This is a genomic window from Moorena sp. SIO3A2 (assembly GCF_010672265.1).
GTDB classification, from domain to species: Bacteria; Cyanobacteriota; Cyanobacteriia; order Cyanobacteriales; family Coleofasciculaceae; genus Moorena; species Moorena producens.
Genome location: NZ_JAAHHC010000027.1, coordinates 1 through 20,548, shown reverse-complemented (window position 1 = coordinate 20,548; position 20,548 = coordinate 1). Strand labels below are relative to the sequence as shown.

General features: G+C 43.2%; 15 protein-coding genes and 2 pseudogenes. 11 read left to right on the top strand and 6 right to left on the bottom strand.

Features of this window, described 5'->3' with window-relative positions:
* The first annotated feature begins 8 nt into the window (after positions 1 to 8).
* Together F6K64_RS25030 and F6K64_RS25025 are read left to right on the top strand one after the other, a co-directional pair.
* Positions 9 to 2,363, top strand: a complete 2,355-nt coding sequence (locus F6K64_RS25030; RefSeq protein ID WP_287266663.1) for a pentapeptide repeat-containing protein — start codon at positions 9 to 11, stop codon at positions 2,361 to 2,363.
* A 174-nt stretch (positions 2,364 to 2,537) separates the two neighbouring features.
* The gene (locus F6K64_RS25025; protein WP_008187971.1) at positions 2,538 to 2,996 is read left to right on the top strand and encodes a DUF29 domain-containing protein; all 459 of its coding nucleotides are present in this window, start codon (positions 2,538 to 2,540) and stop codon (positions 2,994 to 2,996) included.
* 507 nt (positions 2,997 to 3,503) lie between these two features.
* Here F6K64_RS25025 and carB read toward each other — a convergent pair.
* The gene (gene carB / locus F6K64_RS25020) at positions 3,504 to 6,773 is read right to left on the bottom strand and encodes a carbamoyl-phosphate synthase large subunit (protein ID WP_287266662.1); all 3,270 of its coding nucleotides are present in this window, start codon (positions 6,771 to 6,773) and stop codon (positions 3,504 to 3,506) included.
* Between the two features lie 241 nt (positions 6,774 to 7,014).
* On the opposite strand from carB, the gene F6K64_RS25015 reads away from it, so the two are divergent.
* The 3 genes from F6K64_RS25015 (at position 7,015) to F6K64_RS38390 (ending at position 8,772) form a co-directional block, all read left to right on the top strand.
* Positions 7,015 to 7,749 carry a Uma2 family endonuclease gene (locus F6K64_RS25015; protein WP_287266705.1) on the top strand — a complete coding sequence of 245 codons (735 nt, stop codon included), beginning with the start codon at positions 7,015 to 7,017 and terminating at the stop codon, positions 7,747 to 7,749.
* A gap of 167 nt (positions 7,750 to 7,916) precedes the next feature.
* Positions 7,917 to 8,330, top strand: coding sequence for a DUF4058 family protein (locus F6K64_RS38395; RefSeq protein ID WP_353814875.1), 414 nt, complete (start codon positions 7,917 to 7,919; stop codon positions 8,328 to 8,330).
* A 4-nt stretch (positions 8,331 to 8,334) separates the two neighbouring features.
* The gene (locus F6K64_RS38390; RefSeq protein ID WP_353814872.1) at positions 8,335 to 8,772 is read left to right on the top strand and encodes a DUF4058 family protein; all 438 of its coding nucleotides are present in this window, start codon (positions 8,335 to 8,337) and stop codon (positions 8,770 to 8,772) included.
* 280 nt (positions 8,773 to 9,052) lie between these two features.
* Here the strand turns inward: F6K64_RS38390 and F6K64_RS25005 are convergent, their stop codons facing one another.
* From F6K64_RS25005 to F6K64_RS24995, 3 genes and pseudogenes are all read right to left on the bottom strand, one after another.
* On the bottom strand, positions 9,053 to 9,238 hold the full coding sequence (locus F6K64_RS25005; protein ID WP_287266660.1) for a hypothetical protein: 186 nt from the start codon (positions 9,236 to 9,238) through the stop codon (positions 9,053 to 9,055).
* Between the two features lie 6 nt (positions 9,239 to 9,244).
* Positions 9,245 to 10,462 carry a (E)-4-hydroxy-3-methylbut-2-enyl-diphosphate synthase gene (ispG, locus tag F6K64_RS25000; RefSeq protein ID WP_287266659.1) on the bottom strand — a complete coding sequence of 406 codons (1,218 nt, stop codon included), beginning with the start codon at positions 10,460 to 10,462 and terminating at the stop codon, positions 9,245 to 9,247.
* Between the two features lie 102 nt (positions 10,463 to 10,564).
* Positions 10,565 to 10,815, bottom strand: a pseudogene (locus F6K64_RS24995) (hypothetical protein).
* Positions 10,816 to 11,262: 447 nt separating this feature from the next.
* Here F6K64_RS24995 and F6K64_RS39085 point away from each other — a divergent pair.
* From F6K64_RS39085 to F6K64_RS24985, 3 genes and pseudogenes are all read left to right on the top strand, one after another.
* Positions 11,263 to 11,673, top strand: a pseudogene (locus tag F6K64_RS39085) (Sll1247 family protein); the annotation flags it as partial.
* Positions 11,674 to 11,682: 9 nt separating this feature from the next.
* Complete coding sequence (locus F6K64_RS24990) at positions 11,683 to 12,717, top strand: pentapeptide repeat-containing protein (RefSeq protein ID WP_287266656.1); 1,035 nt, start codon at positions 11,683 to 11,685, stop codon at positions 12,715 to 12,717.
* Between the two features lie 181 nt (positions 12,718 to 12,898).
* On the top strand, positions 12,899 to 13,540 hold the full coding sequence (locus tag F6K64_RS24985; protein ID WP_008187961.1) for a DUF6391 domain-containing protein: 642 nt from the start codon (positions 12,899 to 12,901) through the stop codon (positions 13,538 to 13,540).
* A gap of 362 nt (positions 13,541 to 13,902) precedes the next feature.
* Here the strand turns inward: F6K64_RS24985 and F6K64_RS24980 are convergent, their stop codons facing one another.
* Complete coding sequence (locus tag F6K64_RS24980) at positions 13,903 to 14,241, bottom strand: NfeD family protein (RefSeq protein ID WP_287249597.1); 339 nt, start codon at positions 14,239 to 14,241, stop codon at positions 13,903 to 13,905.
* Positions 14,242 to 15,105: 864 nt separating this feature from the next.
* On the opposite strand from F6K64_RS24980, the gene F6K64_RS24975 reads away from it, so the two are divergent.
* The 3 genes from F6K64_RS24975 to F6K64_RS24965 all read left to right on the top strand — a co-directional run bounded on the left by F6K64_RS24975 (position 15,106) and on the right by F6K64_RS24965 (position 19,744).
* Positions 15,106 to 16,065 (top strand): Npun_F2552 family protein, encoded by a 960-nt coding sequence (locus tag F6K64_RS24975; RefSeq protein ID WP_287266654.1) that lies wholly within the window; start codon positions 15,106 to 15,108, stop codon positions 16,063 to 16,065.
* A 1,151-nt stretch (positions 16,066 to 17,216) separates the two neighbouring features.
* Complete coding sequence (locus tag F6K64_RS24970) at positions 17,217 to 18,140, top strand: Uma2 family endonuclease (RefSeq protein ID WP_287266653.1); 924 nt, start codon at positions 17,217 to 17,219, stop codon at positions 18,138 to 18,140.
* 398 nt (positions 18,141 to 18,538) lie between these two features.
* Positions 18,539 to 19,744, top strand: coding sequence for a Coenzyme F420 hydrogenase/dehydrogenase, beta subunit C-terminal domain (locus F6K64_RS24965; RefSeq protein ID WP_008187956.1), 1,206 nt, complete (start codon positions 18,539 to 18,541; stop codon positions 19,742 to 19,744).
* A 110-nt stretch (positions 19,745 to 19,854) separates the two neighbouring features.
* Here F6K64_RS24965 and F6K64_RS24960 read toward each other — a convergent pair whose 3' ends face one another.
* On the bottom strand, positions 19,855 to 20,085 hold the full coding sequence (locus F6K64_RS24960; protein ID WP_008187955.1) for a hypothetical protein: 231 nt from the start codon (positions 20,083 to 20,085) through the stop codon (positions 19,855 to 19,857).
* Positions 20,086 to 20,548 lie beyond the last annotated feature (463 nt).

Below are 20,548 nucleotides of genomic sequence, written 5' to 3'. Positions count from 1 at the left end.
AAATGGAAATGGGTAAATTAGTTGTAATAAATCTAGGAGAGGGAAACCTGGAAACTGCTTTTTCAGCTACTCTAAAAATTGGAGATGAGCGTGCTCTTCCATCAATAGAAATACTAGGAAAATTGCCCCCAGCACCAGAATTGGCAAAACTCCATAAGCGCTGGTATTCAATATATCAAAACCTAGGCTTTTCTGTACGCTCTTTGAATAAAAAAACACAGCTAAACACTTCTATCATCAGTATCGATCAGTTTCGCCAATTATCCAGAAATTTGGAAAAAAGTCTAAATACTTGGCTTAATTCTGAAGATTTTCGTGTCATCAAAGAGGCATTTCTTAAAAATTTAAGTCCTTCTGATGAAATTCGCGTAATTATCCAAGTGGAAAATATTCAGTTACGACGAATCCCCTGGCATCTGTGGGAAATTTTTGATTTTTATCGGTATGCTGAGGTTGCTTTGGCGGAATTAACCTATGATAGAGTTAAGCGCACCGTCTCTTCTATTATCAACGATAAGGTGAGAATTTTAGCTGTTTTGGGAAACAGTGATGGAATTAATCTTGAAACAGACCGAGAATTACTAGAACATTTACCTAATACAGAAATTACGTTTCTGGTTGAGCCGTCACGCCTGAAATTAGATAGGGAACTATGGGACGACAAAGGCTGGGATATCCTCTTTTTTTCTGGGCATAGTTACAGCCAAGTAGATGGCAAGAGTGGCTATATTTCTATTAACCGAACAGATAGCTTAATAATTAGTGAGTTAAAAAATGCTTTAAAAGCTTCAATTGAACGGGGATTAAAGATAGCTATATTTAACTCTTGTGATGGGCTAGGTTTAGCACAAAGTTTAACTGACTTGCACATCCCGCAAGTTATTGTGATGCGAGAGCCAGTACCAGATCTAGTGGCTCAGGAGTTTTTAAAGGGATTTCTTAAGTCATTTTCAAGGGGAAAATCGTTATATATTTCAGTAAGGGAAGCACGGGAACAACTGCAAGGATTAGAGAATGATTTTCCCTGTGCTAGTTGGTTGCCAGTTTTGTTCCAGAATCCCGCAGAATTGCCTCCCACTTGGAATGATCTTGCTCCAATTAGCTTTATCACTCAGCAGCAAGCCAACAACGAAGACCTGATTTTATATCAAAAAAGACTAGAAGCTTGGAATCAGTGGAGGGAAAGGAACACTGAGTTAGTTCCAGAGCTCATGGAAAGAAACTTAACTGGAGCCAATCTTAGGGGAGCTAATCTTAGTAACGTTAATCTTACTGGAGCTAATCTCACTCAAGCTAATCTCACTCAAGCTAATCTTAGTAACGTTAATCTTACTGGAGCTAATCTCAGTCAAGCTAATCTCAGTGAAGCTAATCTCAATCAAGCCAATTTGACTGGAGCTAATCTAACGGCAGTTCAAGCATTGAATACTAAGTTTGAACAAGCCAATTTTACTGGGGCTTGTATACAAGACTGGAATATCAATCGTGCCACAAATCTTGATGGGATAATTTGTTATTATGTTTATCTACGAGATTCTAAACAAGAGCGCCGTCCCCATAGCGGTAACTTTACTCCAGGAGAATTTACTAAGTTATTTAAAAAAGTTTTAGAAACTCTTGATTTGATTTTCATTAATGGAGTTAACTGGCAGGCATTTATTCCCTCATTCGAGAAGCTAAAAGTTGAAAGCGGGGCACAGGAGCTAGCGATTCAATCTATTGAGAATAAGGGGGATGGTACGATCGTGATTCGCATCAACATACCTAGGGAATTCAACAAAGCAGAAATTCACAATAATTTCATCCATAATTATGATTTATCACTTAAAATATTTCAGGAAAAATATCTAGCTGACTTAAAGGCTAAGGATGAACAAATACAGATTTATCGTCATCAAAGTGCGGATCTAAAAGAAATCATCAAGGTTATGGCTAGCAAACCTATGAATAATGATATTTATATCACAAACACAGTAGATAGTCCACCTATATCAGAAGAGCGTACATTCAACATAGACCAGAGCAATTATTCAATCGGTTTTGGTGACGCGGGAACAGCCAATGACAGCCAAATAGTTGGCACTCAGCACTACTATGCCCCAACCCAAAAACAAAATTTGGCAGAGGCAGCAGCAGAGATTCAGCAACTCCTAAACCAACTCTCACAAACCAACCCAACCACAACCGAAATGGAGAAATTAGAAACTGTAGCTAAGGTCACTCAAGAAATCAAGAGTAATCCTACCCTGAAAGCTAAAGTAATCAATGCCTTGGAAGCTGAAGGAACTGAAGCCTTAAAAGAAGCTATAGACCACCCGCTGGTGAATATTTTGATGGCAATGATTGAGGGCTGGACAGATTGATAGTGTAAGGTTGATAAAGGTTTATAATGGATAAGATTTTTCCAGCTAGTCGTATTTTAATTCGAGTTGTAAACATACTAATTTAGGCAAGAGGCAAGAGGCAAAAGGCAAGAGAGAATAAAATATATAGGTATTTTGGGTAATGTAAAAAACTGTAATAACTTTTTAAAATGTATGGATAAACCTTCCCTATACCAGCAAGACTTTTATGCTTGGACTCAGCAGCAGGCCCAAGCACTGAAGCATAAGCAATTTTCTAAGCTTGATTGGCAGCATCTGGAGGAAGAAATTCAAGCATTGGGAAGACAGGAATATCGGGAATTGGTAAGTCGCCTTTGCGTTCTTCTTGGTCATCTGCTCAAGTGGCAGTATCAGCCAGAGAATCGTAGCCGCAGTTGGTTTTTGAGTATTAGAGAGCAACGTCGGGCTATTAAACGGCATTTACGGCAAAATCCCAGCTTAAAGTCTCGGCGGTCAGAAGCAATGATCGATGCCTATGAAGCAGGTCTTGATTTGGCTTTGCGGGAAACTAATTTACCAATACGAACGTTTCCAGAAGCTTGTCTTTATTCCTTTGAAGAGGTGATTGAGGAGAGTTTTTTGTGTGATACTAGCCAAGATTGGGAAAATTAGCTTGTTGGTTGAGTCAACAACGTTTGAGCCACATTACTTATGCTTTTCAGGCAAAAGGCAAAAGGCAAAAGGCAAAAGGCAAAAGGCAAAAGGCAAAAGGCAATAATAAAGAGGGTTTCAGGCAGGGCTGTTTCATTCTAAATTGCAATATTTTATGCATTGATGAGGATAAGTCTTTTCAGCCTTCGAGCATTCAGGTATGTGATGGCTGAAAGCATTTAAACTCGTTACCTAGATCCAGAATGAAATAACCCTGGGTTTCAGGAGAACGGTAGTGATAAGCATGTAGTGATTTGGCTAATGTCTGATCAAAGTAACGGAAGCTAAAATCACTACTTGTATACCACTACCTCCTATGAGAGCAAAACCGTAAGCTGTTCGCGTAGCGTGCGCGTAGCGCTTAAGCTGATAGCTGTTCGCGTAGCGTGCGCGTAGCGCTTAAGCTGATAGCTGTTCGCGTAGCGTGCGCGTAGCGCTTAAGCTAATAGCTGATAGCTTACACAAAACCTAATTCGTGATATAGTCCTGTAGAGCTTTTACTCCCAGTGGTTGCGACTGTAGTGAACGAATTGCGGCTGCTGTGGCTTTAGCACTAGCAATTGTAGTTACAATCGGAATCTTATAGCCTAATGCTGTTCGACGAATTAACAGCCCATCGGCATAGGCATCTTCTCCAGAAGGGGTATTAATAATTAGCTGAATCTTTTGATTCTTAATCCAATCCAAGACATGGGGACGTCCTTCATGGAGTTTTAACACCAACTCTACATCCAGTCCATGCTCTTGCAGCACCTTGCGAGTCCCATCGGTTGCCACCAGCTCGAATCCCAACTCGATAAAGTCTTTCGCCACTGGTACTACATTTTGCTTGTCTCGGTGATTGGTAGAAACGAATACTGTGCCAGACAGGGGTAAACGCTGACCAGCTGCTAATTCTGCTTTAGCAAATGCCTTACCAAAATCTGTGTCAATCCCCATTACTTCCCCAGTAGAACGCATTTCTGGTCCGAGGAGGGTGTCTGTACCAGGAAATTTCTCAAAGGGCAATACCGCTTCTTTGACTGCAATGTGCTTAGGGCTAGCTTCTTCAGTCAACCCAAGGGATTCCAAGGTCTCACCGGACATAACCCGAGATGCTAACCCCGCCAGGGGTACCCCTGTTGCCTTGGAAACATAGGGAATTGTTCGGGATGCTCTGGGATTGGCTTCGAGAATGTAAACGGTTTCCCCCTGCACCGCAAATTGAATATTCATCAACCCCACCACCTTCAAAGCTTTGGCCAGCTGGTAAGTCCAAGTGCGCATAGTTTCCAAAGCAACGGGTGTTAGAGAGGTGTGGGGTAAAGAACAAGCGGAGTCCCCGGAGTGAATCCCTGCCTGTTCGATGTGTTCCATGATGCCACCAATCACTACCCGACCAGTATGATCTGCGATCGCATCCACATCTACCTCTACTGCATTCTCTAAAAACTTATCAATCAGAATCGGATGCTCTGGTTCCACCTGCACCGCAAACTTCATGTAGCGTTTCAAATCCTCATCGGAATAGACAATTTCCATAGCCCGTCCCCCCAACACATAAGACGGACGCACCACCACTGGATAACTAATCCGCTTCGCCACTTCTAGTGCTTCCCCATAACTGCGAGCAATTCCATTGGGTGGCTGCTTAATATCTAACTTCCGCAAAATCTTCTCAAACCGCTCCCGATCCTCAGCTACGTCGATTGAGTCGGGAGAAGTTCCCCAAATTTTGGTTACCGCTTGTTGGTTACCAAGTTGCCCGTTATCTGAAGAACTTTCAACCTTCAAGGCTTCTTGCAACGGCACTGCTAACTTAAGCGGTGTCTGTCCCCCAAATTGAACAATAATCCCTTCCGGATTTTCTGCCTCAATAATATTGAGTACATCCTCTTTGGTCAGGGGCTCAAAATATAAGCGATCGCTTGTATCATAATCTGTAGAAACTGTCTCTGGGTTGGAGTTGACCATAATTGTCTCAAACCCCTGCTTACTCAGAGCATAAGATGCATGACAACAGCAATAGTCAAACTCAATTCCCTGACCAATCCGGTTTGGTCCCCCACCTAAAATCATCACCTTCCGCCGATCCGAAGGCATCACTTCCGACTCTTCTTCATAAGTGGAGTAATAATAAGGTGTAAATGCCTCAAACTCTGCTGCACAGGTATCTACTAGCTTATATGCTGGTACTACTCCTAGATGCTTACGGTATTCACGCACCTGATCTTCCGAGGTCTTGGTAGCAAAGGCAATTTGGCGATCGCTAAATCCCTGACGTTTGACTGCCCATAACTGTTCTTTGTTCAAGGTTTCCAATGGGGTACGTTTGAGGAATTTTGACGTTTCCAGCAATTCCAGCAACTTATCCAAAAACCAGGGGTCAATTCCTGTGAGTTCCTGTACTTCTTCTCGGGTCATCCCTAGCATCAAACCATGACCCACCGTGAAGATACGTTCTGGATTCGGGGTTCGTAAACCATAGCGCACTTGTTCGAGAGATGGCAGCTTCTCTTTGCGATCGCATCCCCACCCGAACCGTCCAGTTTCCAGGGAGCGCAACGCTTTCTGAAACGATTCTAGAAACGTCCGTCCAATCGCCATTGCTTCTCCCACTGACTTCATTTGAGTAGTAAGGATTGGTTTACTACCGGGAAACTTCTCAAAGGCAAAGCGGGGTACCTTAGTTACCACATAGTCAATAGTTGGTTCAAAGGAAGCAGGAGTTTGTTTAGTAATATCGTTGGGAATTTCATCGAGGGTATATCCCACGGCTAATTTAGCAGCAAACTTAGCAATCGGGAACCCTGTTGCTTTCGAGGCTAGGGCAGAACTGCGGGAAACCCGAGGATTCATCTCAATTACAATGACCTGGCCATTGATGGGATTCACAGCAAACTGAATATTTGACCCCCCGGTTTCAACCCCAATCTCCCGAATAATTTTAATCGAGTAATCCCGCAACCGTTGGTATTCCTTATCCGTCAGGGTTTGAGCGGGAGCAACAGTAATCGAATCCCCAGTATGAATCCCCATCGGGTCAACATTTTCAATGGAGCAGATAATTACTACATTATCTGCCAAATCTCGCATGACCTCTAACTCATACTCCTTCCAGCCCAACAAAGACTGTTCCACCAGGATTTGAGACACTGGCGAAGCATCCAAACCCCCCTGAGCCATTGTTTCGTATTCTTCTTTGTTATAGGCAATGCCACCACCACTACCCCCCAGGGTAAAAGCCGGGCGAATAATCAGCGGGTAAGAGCCGATTTTTTGTGCGATCGCTTTAGCCTCTTTGAGATTATTCGCAATTCCCGAAGGACAGACCCCTACCCCAATCCTTTCCATTGCTTCCTTGAACAACAGGCGGTCTTCAGCCTTTTCTATCGCCTCTAGCTTTGCCCCAATTAGCTCCACTCCATGCTTTTCCAAAACCCCATTCTTCGCTAGGTCAACCGCAATATTCAGAGCCGTCTGACCCCCCATGGTTGGCAGTAAAGCACATGGTTGTTCTTTTTCGATCACCTTCTCGACGATTTCTGGGGTTAGGGGCTCGATGTAGGTACGGTCAGCCGTTTCTGGGTCAGTCATGATACTAGCTGGATTAGAGTTTACCAGTACCACTTCATAGCCTTCTTCCCGGAGTGCCTTACAAGCCTGAGTCCCGGAATAGTCAAACTCACAGGCTTGTCCAATCACAATCGGACCAGAACCGAGGAGCAAGATTTTGTGAATATCGTCGCGGCGGGGCATAGTGGTTGCTCTGTGGTGAGATGAAAGTTATTAGATCCTGACTATTATATGCTTGCTTGCCAAATTATTCCCTAGTTATTTATCCAGCTTTTACAAAGCATCTAGCTTTTTATCCAGCTTTAACACATCAAGAGCCCCGATTTGTTTACAGTTTACAGTTGACGGTTGACAGTCAACGGTTAAGTTAACCATTTTGATTAAAGCTGTCAAACTAGAGGTAGCGATTTTGCCTGTGAGTGCTATGACCGTTGCCAAGAATTCAGAAGCCACTGCGGAAGTCAATGTAATGGCTGAGTCAGAAAGTATTATCATTCCACCATGTGATTTATGGAGTGATGAACCGCCCTTGGAAAGCGATCGCCATCGAGATCAAATTGAGCTGTTACTTGCTTGCCTGAAGTGGTGGTGGCGAGAACGAAGCGACTTCTATGCTACTGGGAATCTCACTATCTATTTCAGTCCTGAACATATTACCACCAGAGACTTTAGAGGACCCGACTTTTTTGTGGTACTCGGTACGGAAAATCGACCCCGCAAAAGTTGGGTATTATGGGCAGAACAAGGAAAATATCCCAATGTGATTATTGAACTGCTCTCTAACAGTACAGCTAAAGTTGACAAGGGATTAAAGAAAATCCTCTACCAAGATACTTTCAGAACACCAGAATATTTCTGGTTTCACCCCGATACCCTCGATTTCCAGGGATTTCGCCTGATGGGAGGCCAGTATCAACCCCTCGACCCTAATACTCAGGGGTGGCTGTGGAGTCAGCAGTTGGAATTATTTTTAGGTGTGCATAATTCCCAGCTACGGTTTTTCAGTGGAGATCAGCAATTGGTACCAACACCAGACGAGAGAGCTCAAGCTGCTCAACAACAAGCTCAAGTTGAACGGCAACAAAGAGAATTGGCAGAAAAGCGGGTAGAGGAATTGCTAGCTAGACTCAAAGAGTTAGGTGATGAGTCAGATGCATGATTCTCGCCATTGCTCCAACGGGCATTAGTCAAGTAATTCTAAAACTACGTAAATCCATGATCAGCTGATCGAGTGATGAGGAGGTTAATTGCTAATTGTCAATTTTTAATTGATATTAAGGCGAGAAGCGCTATAATTATCCAATAAAGCATTGGGGAAAGACAATCATGCCTCCTTCTCCTTTTCCAGGAATGGATCCCTATGTAGAGCATCCCAGCGCTTGGCCGAATGTTCATCATCGACTAATTACTGCAATTGCCGACTTTTTGGCTCCCCAACTGCTTCCCAAATATCAAGTTCTGATTGAAGAGCGAATCTATCAAACTATAGGAACAGATTCAGTCCTAGTTGGCATTCCCGATGCAGCAGTAAAACTAACTCAGACAACAGCCAATCCCACACAAACCAATCCCACACAAACCAATGTTACTGTTGCCTCAGCGCCAAGTCAGCCAACAAAAGTTATTTTACCAATTCCTGAAAAAGTTAGGCAGCGATGCAGCGCGGTCTTGGGGGTTTCCCCCATGAGCGACTGCATCAAGACAAGGACATTTAGAGATACGGGAGATCGCCACAAGTAACCTGGTGACAGCGCTTGAAGTTCTTTCCCCGACCAATAAACGCTCAGGAGAAGGACGCAATCAGTATGAAAGAAAGCGTCAAACTATATTAGGAAGTTCAACCCATTTAGTGGAAATTGATTTATTGCGGCAGTGGGAACCTATGCCTACCTTAAGTAATGGCATTCAGACCCATTATCGAGTTCTGGTCAGTCAAAATCATCGCCGCCCTCAAGCTGATTTATATGCCTTTAATTTGCCAGATTCGATTCCTACTTTTCCACTCCCTTTGCAAGCAGAAGATACTGAACCCCTTGTCAATTTACAAGAGTTATTTAATGGAGTGTATGACCGCTCAGGGTATAGCTTTGTTATTGATTATACTCGCGAACCAGTACCCCTGTTATCAGAAGGCGATGCAGCTTGGGCTGATGGGTTGTTACGGGAAAAGGGACTGAGGTGATTGTTGATTATCAGCTGATTAATCCTCAAGCCAATTTTCATATAAGCGATCGGTAAGCATATGCGCTACGCGCACGCTACTTGAGGTGCCCTCAGCGGTCAGCCGTCAGCTTATTTTATAGCGGTTTTCCATGGAGTTAGGTACAGATTCATGGGTTTTAGGGAACAGCGGATCACAGGAACAGGCAACAGAGAAGACGGAAGACGGAAGTTGGAAGTGGGCAAAAATCCTGTTCACCTTATAGTTATGAAAAACGCTGTATTCAAAAGCAGCGATTGCACTACGCGCACCCTGCGCGAACAGTACCTTGGCCACAGGCCTTTGGCACCTCAAGTAGCGTGCGCGTAGCGCTAATCGCTGTTCGCTGATAGCTGATAGCTGATAGCTGATAGCTGATAGCTGATAGCTGATAGCTGATAGCTGAATGCTTACGTGATAAGTATAGTTTTTTATAGTTTCTATTCAACAATTATCAAGGATCCACCCAGCGACCATCAGCTTTAATTAAATTAATCAATTCCTGTACTCCTTTATCTTCAGGTACCCTTTTAATTTCCTCCTTACCGCGATACAGAGCAATATAGCCTGCTTGCTTACCCACATAACCATAGTCAGCATCAGCCATTTCCCCAGGGCCATTAACAATACACCCCATCACAGCAATATCTAAGCCAGTGAGGTGTTTAGTAGCTTCCCGCACCTTATGCAGAACTTCCTCTAAATTAAATAGAGTACGACCACAGGACGGACAAGCCACATACTCCACCATAGTTTTCCGCAATCCCAGAGCTTGCAGAATACTGTAGCAAACAGGAATCTCTTTTTCTGGGGCTTCCGTAAGGGAGACACGAATCGTATCACCAATTCCCTCAGCTAGCAGAGTAGCAATACCAGCCGTAGACTTAATCCGTCCATATTCCCCATCCCCGGCTTCAGTAACACCTAAATGCAAAGGGTAATCCATCCCCAACTGATTCATCCGCCGTACCATTAAGCGATAGGCGGCTAGCATCACAGGTACCCGTGAAGCCTTGAGGGAGATCACCAAATTGCGGAAATCTAGGGATTCACAGATACGAATAAATTCCAGAGCAGATTCCACCATCCCTTCTGGGGTATCACCGTAGGTAAACAGCATCCGTTCCGCTAGGGAACCGTGATTGACTCCGATGCGCATAGCTTTCCCTTGGTCACGGAGGGAAATGACTAGAGGTTCTAGGGTTTCCCGAATTTTTTCCCCAATTTCCTCAAATTCAGCTTCAGTGTATTCACTGCGATTGGCTTTGGGCTTTTCAAAGACATACAATCCTGGATTAATCCGCACCTTATCCACATGCTTGGCAACTTCCAGAGCAATTTTCATGCCATTGTGATGGACATCAGCTACTAGAGGCACCGATTGATAGGTCGCTGCTAGTTTCTCTTTGATTTCGGCTAGGGCTTTAGCATGTGCCATACTCGGAACAGTGACACGGACAATCTCGCAACCAATCTCGTGCAAGCGGCGAATAGCAGCAACGGAACCATTGATATCTAAGGTATCTTCATTAATCATCGATTGCACCACCACCGGGTATCCCCCGCCAATAGTGACATTAGCCACTCTGACAGGGCGGGTTTGACGGCGGTGGATAGTAGTATCGAAAGCTGGTAATGTAGCAGCCCTTTGAGGTGTGCTTAGAGTTTGCATAACCTGTTAGTTGCTTTGGCTTAGCGAAAATAGTAGGTTTTTGTATTTATTCTCTTAGGTTCCCATAGAATCAGGCGCTTTTGGCTTAGGGGTGAGAGTTTTCTACTCAGGAAAGTCGGTAATCACCCATTTAGGGGGTTGAGATAGTTTCTTGAGCCGTGCTTCCTCACGGTGCGCGTTCCCTAGCGCTTTGAAAAAGCGCGGGGTCGCACCGCTGCCAACTCTAACATTTTGTCCAATGAAGTACCGTTAATGAACTGGGATGCCTCAGCAAGGTATTGTTTATTGGGGCATTTGTCACCTAAGATAGAACCGTTGATGCAGTCTTGGGCACAATTTACATTAACTTCCACAGTACTCTCAGAGATGGTTATAGCTAGTAATGACCACCCGGGCAAATTACATTCCTCATTGGCTAAAGTCATTGCTCTCAATTTTACGTTTTTCAGGAGTCGCTTGTTTGTCTCAACTTGCTGTTCAAATTCAATTCTCTATATAATCAACTAAAGCTTTTTAATGAAATCAATTCAAATGCTAAAAGAGGTTATTGGAGTTTTCACTATGCGTCTTATTTATTAGTTCCTCAATATCTTGAGCATAAAAATCCCATAGAACAGCGAAAAATTGCTATAGATATAGCCAATCAATTAAAATACCAATTTACATTTGATATAGCTAGGTATACAGTTCACTATAATTCCCCTATCTTAAAACATGAAGACACTTATAATCCGACAAATATAGGAAACGAAGTTATTGATATTTTTTTAAAAAATTAATCTAAACAGCTATGGTGTAATTACAATTACCAAGCCCGTATTTTTGTCAAGCAAATTAAAAATTTAAATTATAGAGACTTTAAGCAAAGTCTGAAAAAATATTTATTAATTTACGTACATAATCATAAATCCTTAGCCATAGTAAATAGTAAAATTTATCAAAAAATCGATCAACTCTACATTGACTATAACCAATCAACTATAACCCTCGACTTAATTCTGCGCACCTTCAGAAGATTAGTGGAGCTTTTTACGACTGAAGATAGTCAGGAACCATCTCCTCTATTTATTTTACTAACAACTCAATAAGACGCGCTCACTATTGTTAGTATTTTGCTCAAAATTGTTTTAATTTGTAAGTACGTCAAAGCACATCTAGACGTTTGTATTGCTCAAATAATTTGCTATTACGAAAACTCTCCAGAGCAATAGTGTTAGTGGTTGATAAATTTTTGGGAATTTTTCAATATTGTTCTAGGGATTTACACTCAAAATATTGAATATAATCTAATTAAAATCGGATCAGATGATCAGCCAGATAATCCGAGGGTTATTTCTTCGGATAGCTATAGAGTATTTCCACAATTAAAAGGGTCTGACCTGCGTGGTACTAATCTTAGTGGTGCCGATTTACGTAATACGAAATTAAGGGCTGCTGACCTGCGTGGTGCTAATCTTAGTGGTGCCAATTTAAGTCAGGCTGACTTAAGCCTTGCTAAACTCAGTGGGGCTAACTTAAGCGCTGCTAATCTTAGTGGTGTCAAGTTAATCACAGCTGACCTGAATAGTGCTGATTTGAGTAGTACCAACCTAAGGGGTGCTGATTTACGTCGTACTAATTTACAGCAAGCAAATCTCAGCAATGCCAGTTTGAACGAGACTAATCTGGTTCATGCTGACTTACAACATGCTGATTTGAGCGATGCCAACCTTAGTGGTGCTAGTTTGCAAAATGCCAAACTCAGTGGGGTCAACCTTAGTGGTGCTAACCTTAATCGAGGTGACTTACGCCATACTAAGCTCAATCATGCCAACCTCAGGGGTGCCAAATTGACGCAAGCTAACCTGAATAACCCTAAGCTGTGTCAAGCCAACCTCTGTCAAGCCAAGCTAAACCATAGCAATCTCAATCACGTAAACTTAGATAGTGCTAACCTTACTCAGGCTCACCTGCGTGGTGCTTCTCTGAATTATGCCAGCTTAAGGAAGACTAACCTTAGCTATGCTCAATTAAGTCATGCTCAGTTGAGTTATGGAGACCTCAGTGGTAGTGAACTCAGTTATGCTCAACTGCGTCACGTCGATCTGACTAATGCTGACTTGAGTCAGACAAATTTGATGGGTACTAACCTATTTGGTAGTAATCTTCAGAAAGCCAATGTCCAAGGTGCTAAATTTTGGTACAACGCAGTTTTGCCTGATAAAATTCAACCTGAGCTAGAACAGCGAGGAGCTATATTTATTGTTAATGGTTAATTGTTATTTAATTTTTAATGGTTAATTGACGAACAACTAAGAATGATCAAGTTTTATAAGCAGTCAGCTATCATTCTTAAGCAGTCAGCTGAATGTTTAGGAATGATAAGTATTCAATCGGACACAATGCTACAGTGAAAGTGTCTGATATTAATGAACCTGCTTTTGCGTTGTTGCTGCCATGAGTAATTCTGCTTCCGTAAACACCAGTAACTTTTGGGACTTTGATTTTACAGCCCCTCAACCGACACAGGATACAGATTTGCTTAGGCAGCTGAATTTCGTTCCAGGGTTAAAAGACATTCTCATGGTGCGTCAGGTTCATGCTCTAGAACACGCTACTGTCTGGGTTCTAAGTCAGCGCTATGGTGCTAGTGGTGCTGGTGCAACCCCTAGCACTCCTCCATCAGATAATAATGCGATAGGAGGACTATCAACTGACCAAGGATTTTATCTCTATGGTCAGGTAAATTTGGCTGAGTTGAGACGAGCAGTACCCACTGCCCTAGAGCGACTGACTAGGGGAGAATGGAATATGGCTATCCACCCCCGCTGCGGCACGAATCTCTCAGTAGCAGTGTTTTTAGGTGCTGGACTAGGGTTGGCAGTTCATCTGTTACTGCCGCGAGGACCGATTGAACAACTGTTGGGTCTTGGCTTTGCAGGGGTGGCTGCTACTCAACTAACACCTGATTTGGGGAACTTAGCGCAACGATACTTAACTACTGCCATTCCTTTTAACCTGGCGATTGTAGACATTAGGGAAACATCTGATATCTGGGGACGTCCAGCCCATTTTGTCCAGATGCGATGGATTGACTAAGCTTCAATTGTGATTTGTCTTTGGTTAGATGAGTCCAAGAGAACCGACCGACTTATACCAATTCTTAAAATTAAGACTACAAATGGAGATGGAGATGGGGAGATGAGGAGATTTTGATTAATGGTGATTATCCGAACATGAAATAAGATGCAAGCTTTAGATGCAAGCTTGGCCAGAAAAAAAAATCCCAAATTCAGACGTTATATGTAACATATATAACGTCTGAACTTTCTTGATTTATCCTGGCTAGGAGAACATTAACTGTTTCGAGAAAGGGAAGCTTTTCCAGTAGCACGTAAGCTGACTGCTGATAGCTGTTCGCGCAGCGTGCGCGTAGCGCATAAGCTTACGGTTATTAAACTCTAGCGCCACAGTTGTGAAAAGACTGAGCTCAGTTTTTGAGTCAATCCCAAGCTCTGGGATTGACTAGCTTCTTGAACCCCCGGTTCATCCTCTGGTGAATTGCCAGGGGAAATATAGCCTGCAGGAACCACCAGCAACGTAATCCCGTGTCGGCCCACCACAGTCACTTGCTCATCAGGCACAAGGGTAACTTGGGAATCATGATCACATAACCGGGCGGGCCAGTATGTGGCTTTAAATTTGACTCGCCCAGGCTTGGTCGGGGTAATGGTACGTTCTACCTTGCCGACGCCTGGTTGTGGAAATAGGATGGAATCAGGAGCCTGTACATTAATCATGTGTGTTCACCTCGTTTGACTGATTATGTTATTCTGTTCAGCCTGCTTGGTACAAAACGTTTTAACCAGGTAAAATCTGGCAACGTAGGCTGAATGTGAAATTTTTTTGCCTTAAGTGGCGATTAACCCGTGCCATAGATAGGGTTTCAGTCAAGAGAGCATCGGTATTCTCCAGTGATATAGGTATTTTTAGCTTCAACAGAAAATTCCGATCTTCCTGAAAACTAGCCTTAAATTCGGCAACGGAAACGTTTATTGGTTAAAGATTAGATACACTTCCCGGCATTCAACGAATGACACAAGGAACCATTCTTCCTAAGGAGAGTAAACACTTCAGGATTAGGTAAGTTAGAGAATTAGAAACATTTTGTTAAAATCCACATCCTTTAAAAGTTTGGTAAGTGCACTACTGTATCAAGGTACTGTCCTTAAAACCCTGGAATAGGACAAATGCGTTCACTGATACACCCTGAAACGATTGAATAACGCTTTCAACCTAAACATGACCTAGAGTGATTATTTAAGGCTCAACCTAGATACAAGACCGCAGACGCAACTGACAAGCTGTAGATACATTTAAGACTCAGTAGATGCACTATGTATTCTTATTCTACGTGTGTATCGAAGAATCTGCCACCCTAGAGTAAAAGATTTTCAGACTACAACAGACAATTGTTACTATAGGCAACTTCCTCCAGGAATAATACCAGATTTTCTTGAAAAATGTCACTTATCTGTTGGAGGCGGGAAACAAGCTGAAAAATTTCCAATCCCCAAGTTTACTATAAGTTTACATCTTTTACAGAAAATTGGTATAACAATACACAATTCATCATTTTCCCCTGACATCAAAACTCTTAAATTATGCCAACTGTTAGTTTAATTCATGCTGATTCCTATAATCCACAACTCTTACGAGCTTCCTTGGAAAGGCTGCTAGAACCTTTGGGAGGGATGAGTGCTTTTGTTAAGAAAGGTAATTCGGTTCTGCTTAAACCTAATTTACTTACTGCTGGTCGTCCTGGTAAAGAATGTATCACTCGCCCTGAAATTGTTTACTGCGTGGCTCAACTAGTCAAAGAAGCTGGGGGTAAACCCTTTTTCGGAGATAGCCCAGCCTTTGGGAGTGCTAGGGGTGTGGCTAAGGCGAATGGCTATCTGCCAATGATGACAGAACTTGATATCCCTATGGTGGAATTCCACGGCAAGGGTTATGAAACTGCTAGCGCAACCTTTAATCATCTGCGTTTGTCTAAAGAGGCCATGAATGCCGATGTGGTGATTAACCTACCGAAGGTAAAATCCCACATGCAGTTGACCTTGACCATGGGGGTCAAGAATTTATTCGGCTGTGTTCCGGGAAAAATGAAAGCCTGGTGGCATATGGAAGCGGGTAAGGATGAGACGCGCTTTGGGGAAATGCTGGTGGAAACAGCACGGGCGATTAATCCGGAGTTGACTATCATTGATGGCATTATTGGTCAGGAAGGGAATGGTCCGATTGGTGGTGAACCGAGACATTTGGGGATCTTAGGAGCATCAGAGGATGTCTTTGCTCTCGATCGCTCAATAGTGGAAATTCTCAATGTTGAGCCAGCCCTGGTTCCTACCCTGGCAGCTCAAAAACGGCTAGGGTTGTTGCCAGACTTAGCAGAGATTGACTTTCCTTACCATCGACCTCTAGAAATCCAAGTGAGGGATTGGAAACTACCTGATACTATGAAACCGATTGATTTTGGTATGCCTCGAGTAATTAGGTCTACCTTTAAGCATTTATATATCCGGCTTATCAAAGAGCCAATTAATGCTTATGGTAAAAGCTAGACAATCAGGGGTATTTGGTAAAATTTGCTACAACAGGATCCTAGATTAACCAAGTAACCTAGAGTTACCCTCCGATTGCTTAACCATGCCGCCCTATTATTGCTAGCGGCGGTTTTTTATTGATTAGTAATTAGTCATGGGTGAATACCAGAAAACTTGTTACTGGCCACAAAGCACTAATCACTAATTATTAATTACTAATCACTAAGCTGGTGATTGGTGAATACCAGAAAACTTGTTACTGGCCACAAAGCAATAATTACTAATCACTAAGCTGGTGATTGGTGAATACCAGAAGACATAGTCCGACTTTGTATAATTAATTACTCTCTAGCTCCACTATTGGTCAAGTCCAGCAAACAGTGATAGAGTTCTTCGTTACTTTTAAGATACCGAAGGTGACATTGAAAAAGTCAAACAGCCTGATGGGTCTAGGTTTGAGGAAGTAGCGATTAGCCCGAAGGGCTACGCTACGCGAACGCAGCCATCTATACATTGAGCACTCAGCTAATGCCCTAGGCGCACGCTACGCGAACAGTGATCAGCACTCAGCCTCTACAGCTAATACCGGACAAGCTGAAGCCTGTGGGTCAAACGCTTCAGCAGTCAGGAGTCAGGAGTCGGGAGTCTACTTAAGCTACAAGCAAACTACTATAACTACACGGTGGTGGATGATTTGGTGTTACCCAAAGGATTTACCTAGGACGTGATAGCCCCTTGGGAAGATCCAGTGAGCGATTCCCGATTTGGTTACAATAATGACTATCTCTCGTTTATCTAAATTGGTGAGGACTCTGGCTACCTCACCTTTAATTGTGAATACATCAGTGCTTTCCCCTGAATGCAAAGTGATCAGAAGGTGTTAGGGCAATCCCTGCCTTTTGAGGAGGTAAAAGCAGCATTGAAGACAGCAGCAAAGAAGGGGATGAATGCTTTATAGTTGCCGGATAGTGACCCAATCAAAGCTAAAGTTCGGCTTCTTTGTAAAGAAGCATTAACTGACCAGGGGATGGGGGTGATTTCCCTAGGTATCTAGGAGAGTTTCCGTCCGCCAAAACCAGAGCCTGCAAAATATGATCCCATTTGCGTTGAAGCAGCACCCATTAACATAGAAGTGTCAAAACTTGGTAAACTAACACCTTTGGAGAGCCATGTCAGAGCTTACACTCTCTAAAACTATAGAGTCAATGGCAGTGGCAGCGCCACCCACTCAGGCCGACCTTCCCTGTGACGATGATATACCAATGGAAACCGCACGGCACAAAGCCCAAATGGATCTGCTCATTTATACCCTATCGCCTTGGCTAGATAATAGGTCGGATGGCTATGTCGGTGGTAATATGTTTGTTTACTACAGCGTTGCCCAACTCAAAAATAAGGACTATAAAGGACCAGATTTCTTTGTTGCTCTAGATGTACCCAAGGGAGAGCGTCGAAGCTGGGTGATTTGGGAGGAGGAAAAGGCTCCTGACGTGATTATCGAACTTTTGTCGGCAAGCACTGCTGAGCGTGACAAAAACGAGAAAAAGCAGATTTATCAAAATCAGATGCGTGTGCCAGAGTATTTCTGGTTTGATCCTTTCAATCCAGATGATTGGGCTGGATTTCATCTCCAAAATAGAGTTTACCAACCGATAGAACCTAATGAGCAAAACCAACTGGTATCTGAAGCATTAGGTTTGAGCTTGGTGCGTTGGCATGGTGATTATAACGGCATCGAAGCAACTTGGTTACGCTGGGCAAATTTAGATGGGGAGTTACTGCCCACTTCTGAGGAAAAAGCTGAGCAAGAACAACAAAGAGCCGATCAAGAACAACAAAGAGCCGATCAAGAACAACAAAGAGCTGAACAAGAACAACAAAGAGCTGAACAAGAACGGCAAAGAGCTGAACAAGAACAACAAAGAGCCGATCAAGAACAACAAAGAGCCGATCAAGAACAACAAAGGGCTGATCAAGCGGAGTCTCAGTTGCAGCAGGTGGCGCAGAGCTTGTTAGAGCAAGGGATGACGGTGGAGCAGGTGGCCAATCTAACAGGTCTGTCTGAATCTCAGGTGGCAGAATTTGGTAACTAAAAGGAGGGTTTTTCTGGTTTTCTTTTCCCTTGGTGGGTGGGCGCACGCCCTGCGCCCCTACGGTGGTACTTTGATTGAGCTGAGGGTCTAATTATATCCCCTTCATGGGATTGGCCTACGGCCACGCTACGCGAACGCATGACTTGCTTTAGTAAAAATGTACCAAATAAGAGAAAATTAAGAGACAATCCGATCAGTGTTGGCAATCGAGATATGCGATGCTAAGTATTGAGCCGCTAAGCGAACGCATTAACACTGCTGTCTATTGTGTTGGAATCGATAACCAAGATCCAAATTAAAGCTGAGGGCTGATAGCACCTCAAGTAGCACCATCTGTAGCGCATTAGCTGACAGCTGAATGCTCACCATCGTGAGACAATAGACCATTAGTTAAGAAAATGACTTCAGTGACACCTCAACCTGCCAAACATAAAAAAGCGAGAGCCTTAAAACCAAGTAGCCGACGCCCTGCCAAGGAACTGTGTAGCGAGTGTGGACTTTGTGATACATACTATATCCATTATGTCAAGGAAGCTTGTGCATTCTTAAACCAGCAAATAGCTGACTTGGAAACAAAAGCCCATGGACGTAGTCGCAATCTAGATCATCCAGATGATTGGTACTTTGGTGTTAACCAGAAGATGCTCACGGCTAAGAAGATTAAGCCGATAGAAGGGGCGCAGTGGACAGGAATTGTCAGTACCATTGCTATGGAAATGCTCAAGCAGGGTAAAGTTGAAGGTGTAGTCTGTGTCCAAAACACTGAAGAAGACCGCTTTCAGCCGATGCCGATCATTGCTCGTACCCCAGAGGAGGTGTTAGCAGCACGGGTGAATAAGCCTACCTTGTCTCCTAACCTCTCTGTGTTAGAGCAAGTGGAACAATCAGGGATGAAGCGATTATTAGTAATTGGTGTTGGCTGCCAAATCCAAGCATTGCGATCAGTGCAAAACGAACTCGGTTTAGAAAAACTCTATGTTTTAGGTACGCCCTGTGTCGATAATGTCAACCGTGAGGGGTTGCAAAAATTTCTGGAAACCACCAGCCGTTCACCAGAAACGGTGGTACATTACGAGTTTATGCAGGATTTTCGGATTCACTTTAAACATGAGGATGGCTCGATTGAGAAAGTACCCTTCTTTGGCTTAAAGACTAATCAACTCAAAGATGTGTTTGCCTCCTCTTGTATGAGTTGCTTTGATTATGTAAACTCCCTAGCGGATTTAGTGGTAGGTTACATGGGAGCTCCCTTTGGTTGGCAGTGGATTCTGGTTCGTAATGACATTGGGCAAGAAATGTTGGATTTGGTGCAAGACCAGTTGGAAACTCAACCAGTCATGTCAAAAGGCGATCGCAAACAGGCAGTGCAACAGAGTATTCCTGCCTATGACAAGGGAGTTACCTTACCGATGTGGGCAGCAAAAATGATGGGAGTGGTGATAGAAAAAATTGGTCCGAAAGGATTGGAGTATGCTCGTTTTTCCATTGACTCCCACTTCACCCGCAACTATTTATATTTAAAGCGCAATCATCCACAAAAGTTAGAGGCACATGTGCCAGAGTATGCCAAGCGGATTGTAGAACAGTACAAGTTGCCAGACTAAAAACTGAGGGATTGGTGCGCTTCGGTAGGGTAAGCGATCGCCTGCCTTCCAACTCAGCTACTGTCGAGGGAAATTATAGGTATTTCAGTTCTGAATTAAGACCCCATGAATTAGTCTTTTGAGTCTGCTTTTGATGTCTCTATTTCTTCAGTCAATTGAGAGAGTTTAGTCGTTTCTGATTTAGGAATAATCACCGACTCTTTACTCTCCCCGTCATCCAGTCGTTTAGCCACTTCCAGAATTATATCTGCGATCACTACCGGAATCCTTACTGCTTTCGTTTGACCCAGATTCCACTTCGGCTTGCGACCACTATTTTCTCGATAACCACCACGGGGCATAACTTTACCTCACCTCTGAATCTGAAATAGTACGTTTTCCTTATATTCTACAATCTTAGATTAATTAAATAGCTAGAGCTTGTAAAACTTAACTAGTGAGTGATTTTTATACAAAACCTGCTAATTGTAATTTTTTTGGTCTATTTCGTACTTTTTATAAAATCAACCATGAAATTCCAGCAAATGAGGTGTGCTAACCGGAAACTCCCAAAATTTCTGAAGTCGGTTTAACTGATATCTTGCACCATTGTTAGTAGCCGTAGGCTAGAAAGAAACTTGAGTCCACTTAGGTGGACTTGGTTCGTTTAGGCCAAGGCTTTAGCCTAGATTCCGGACTTGACCGGAAATCGGGGAGTGTGAGGGGGTGAGCGCAAGCCCCTACGATTCATCCATGGGGTAAGCTCACCCCCTCACATAAACAACAATTCTTGTGGTACTGTAGGTAATAGGCTAAATAAGCAAG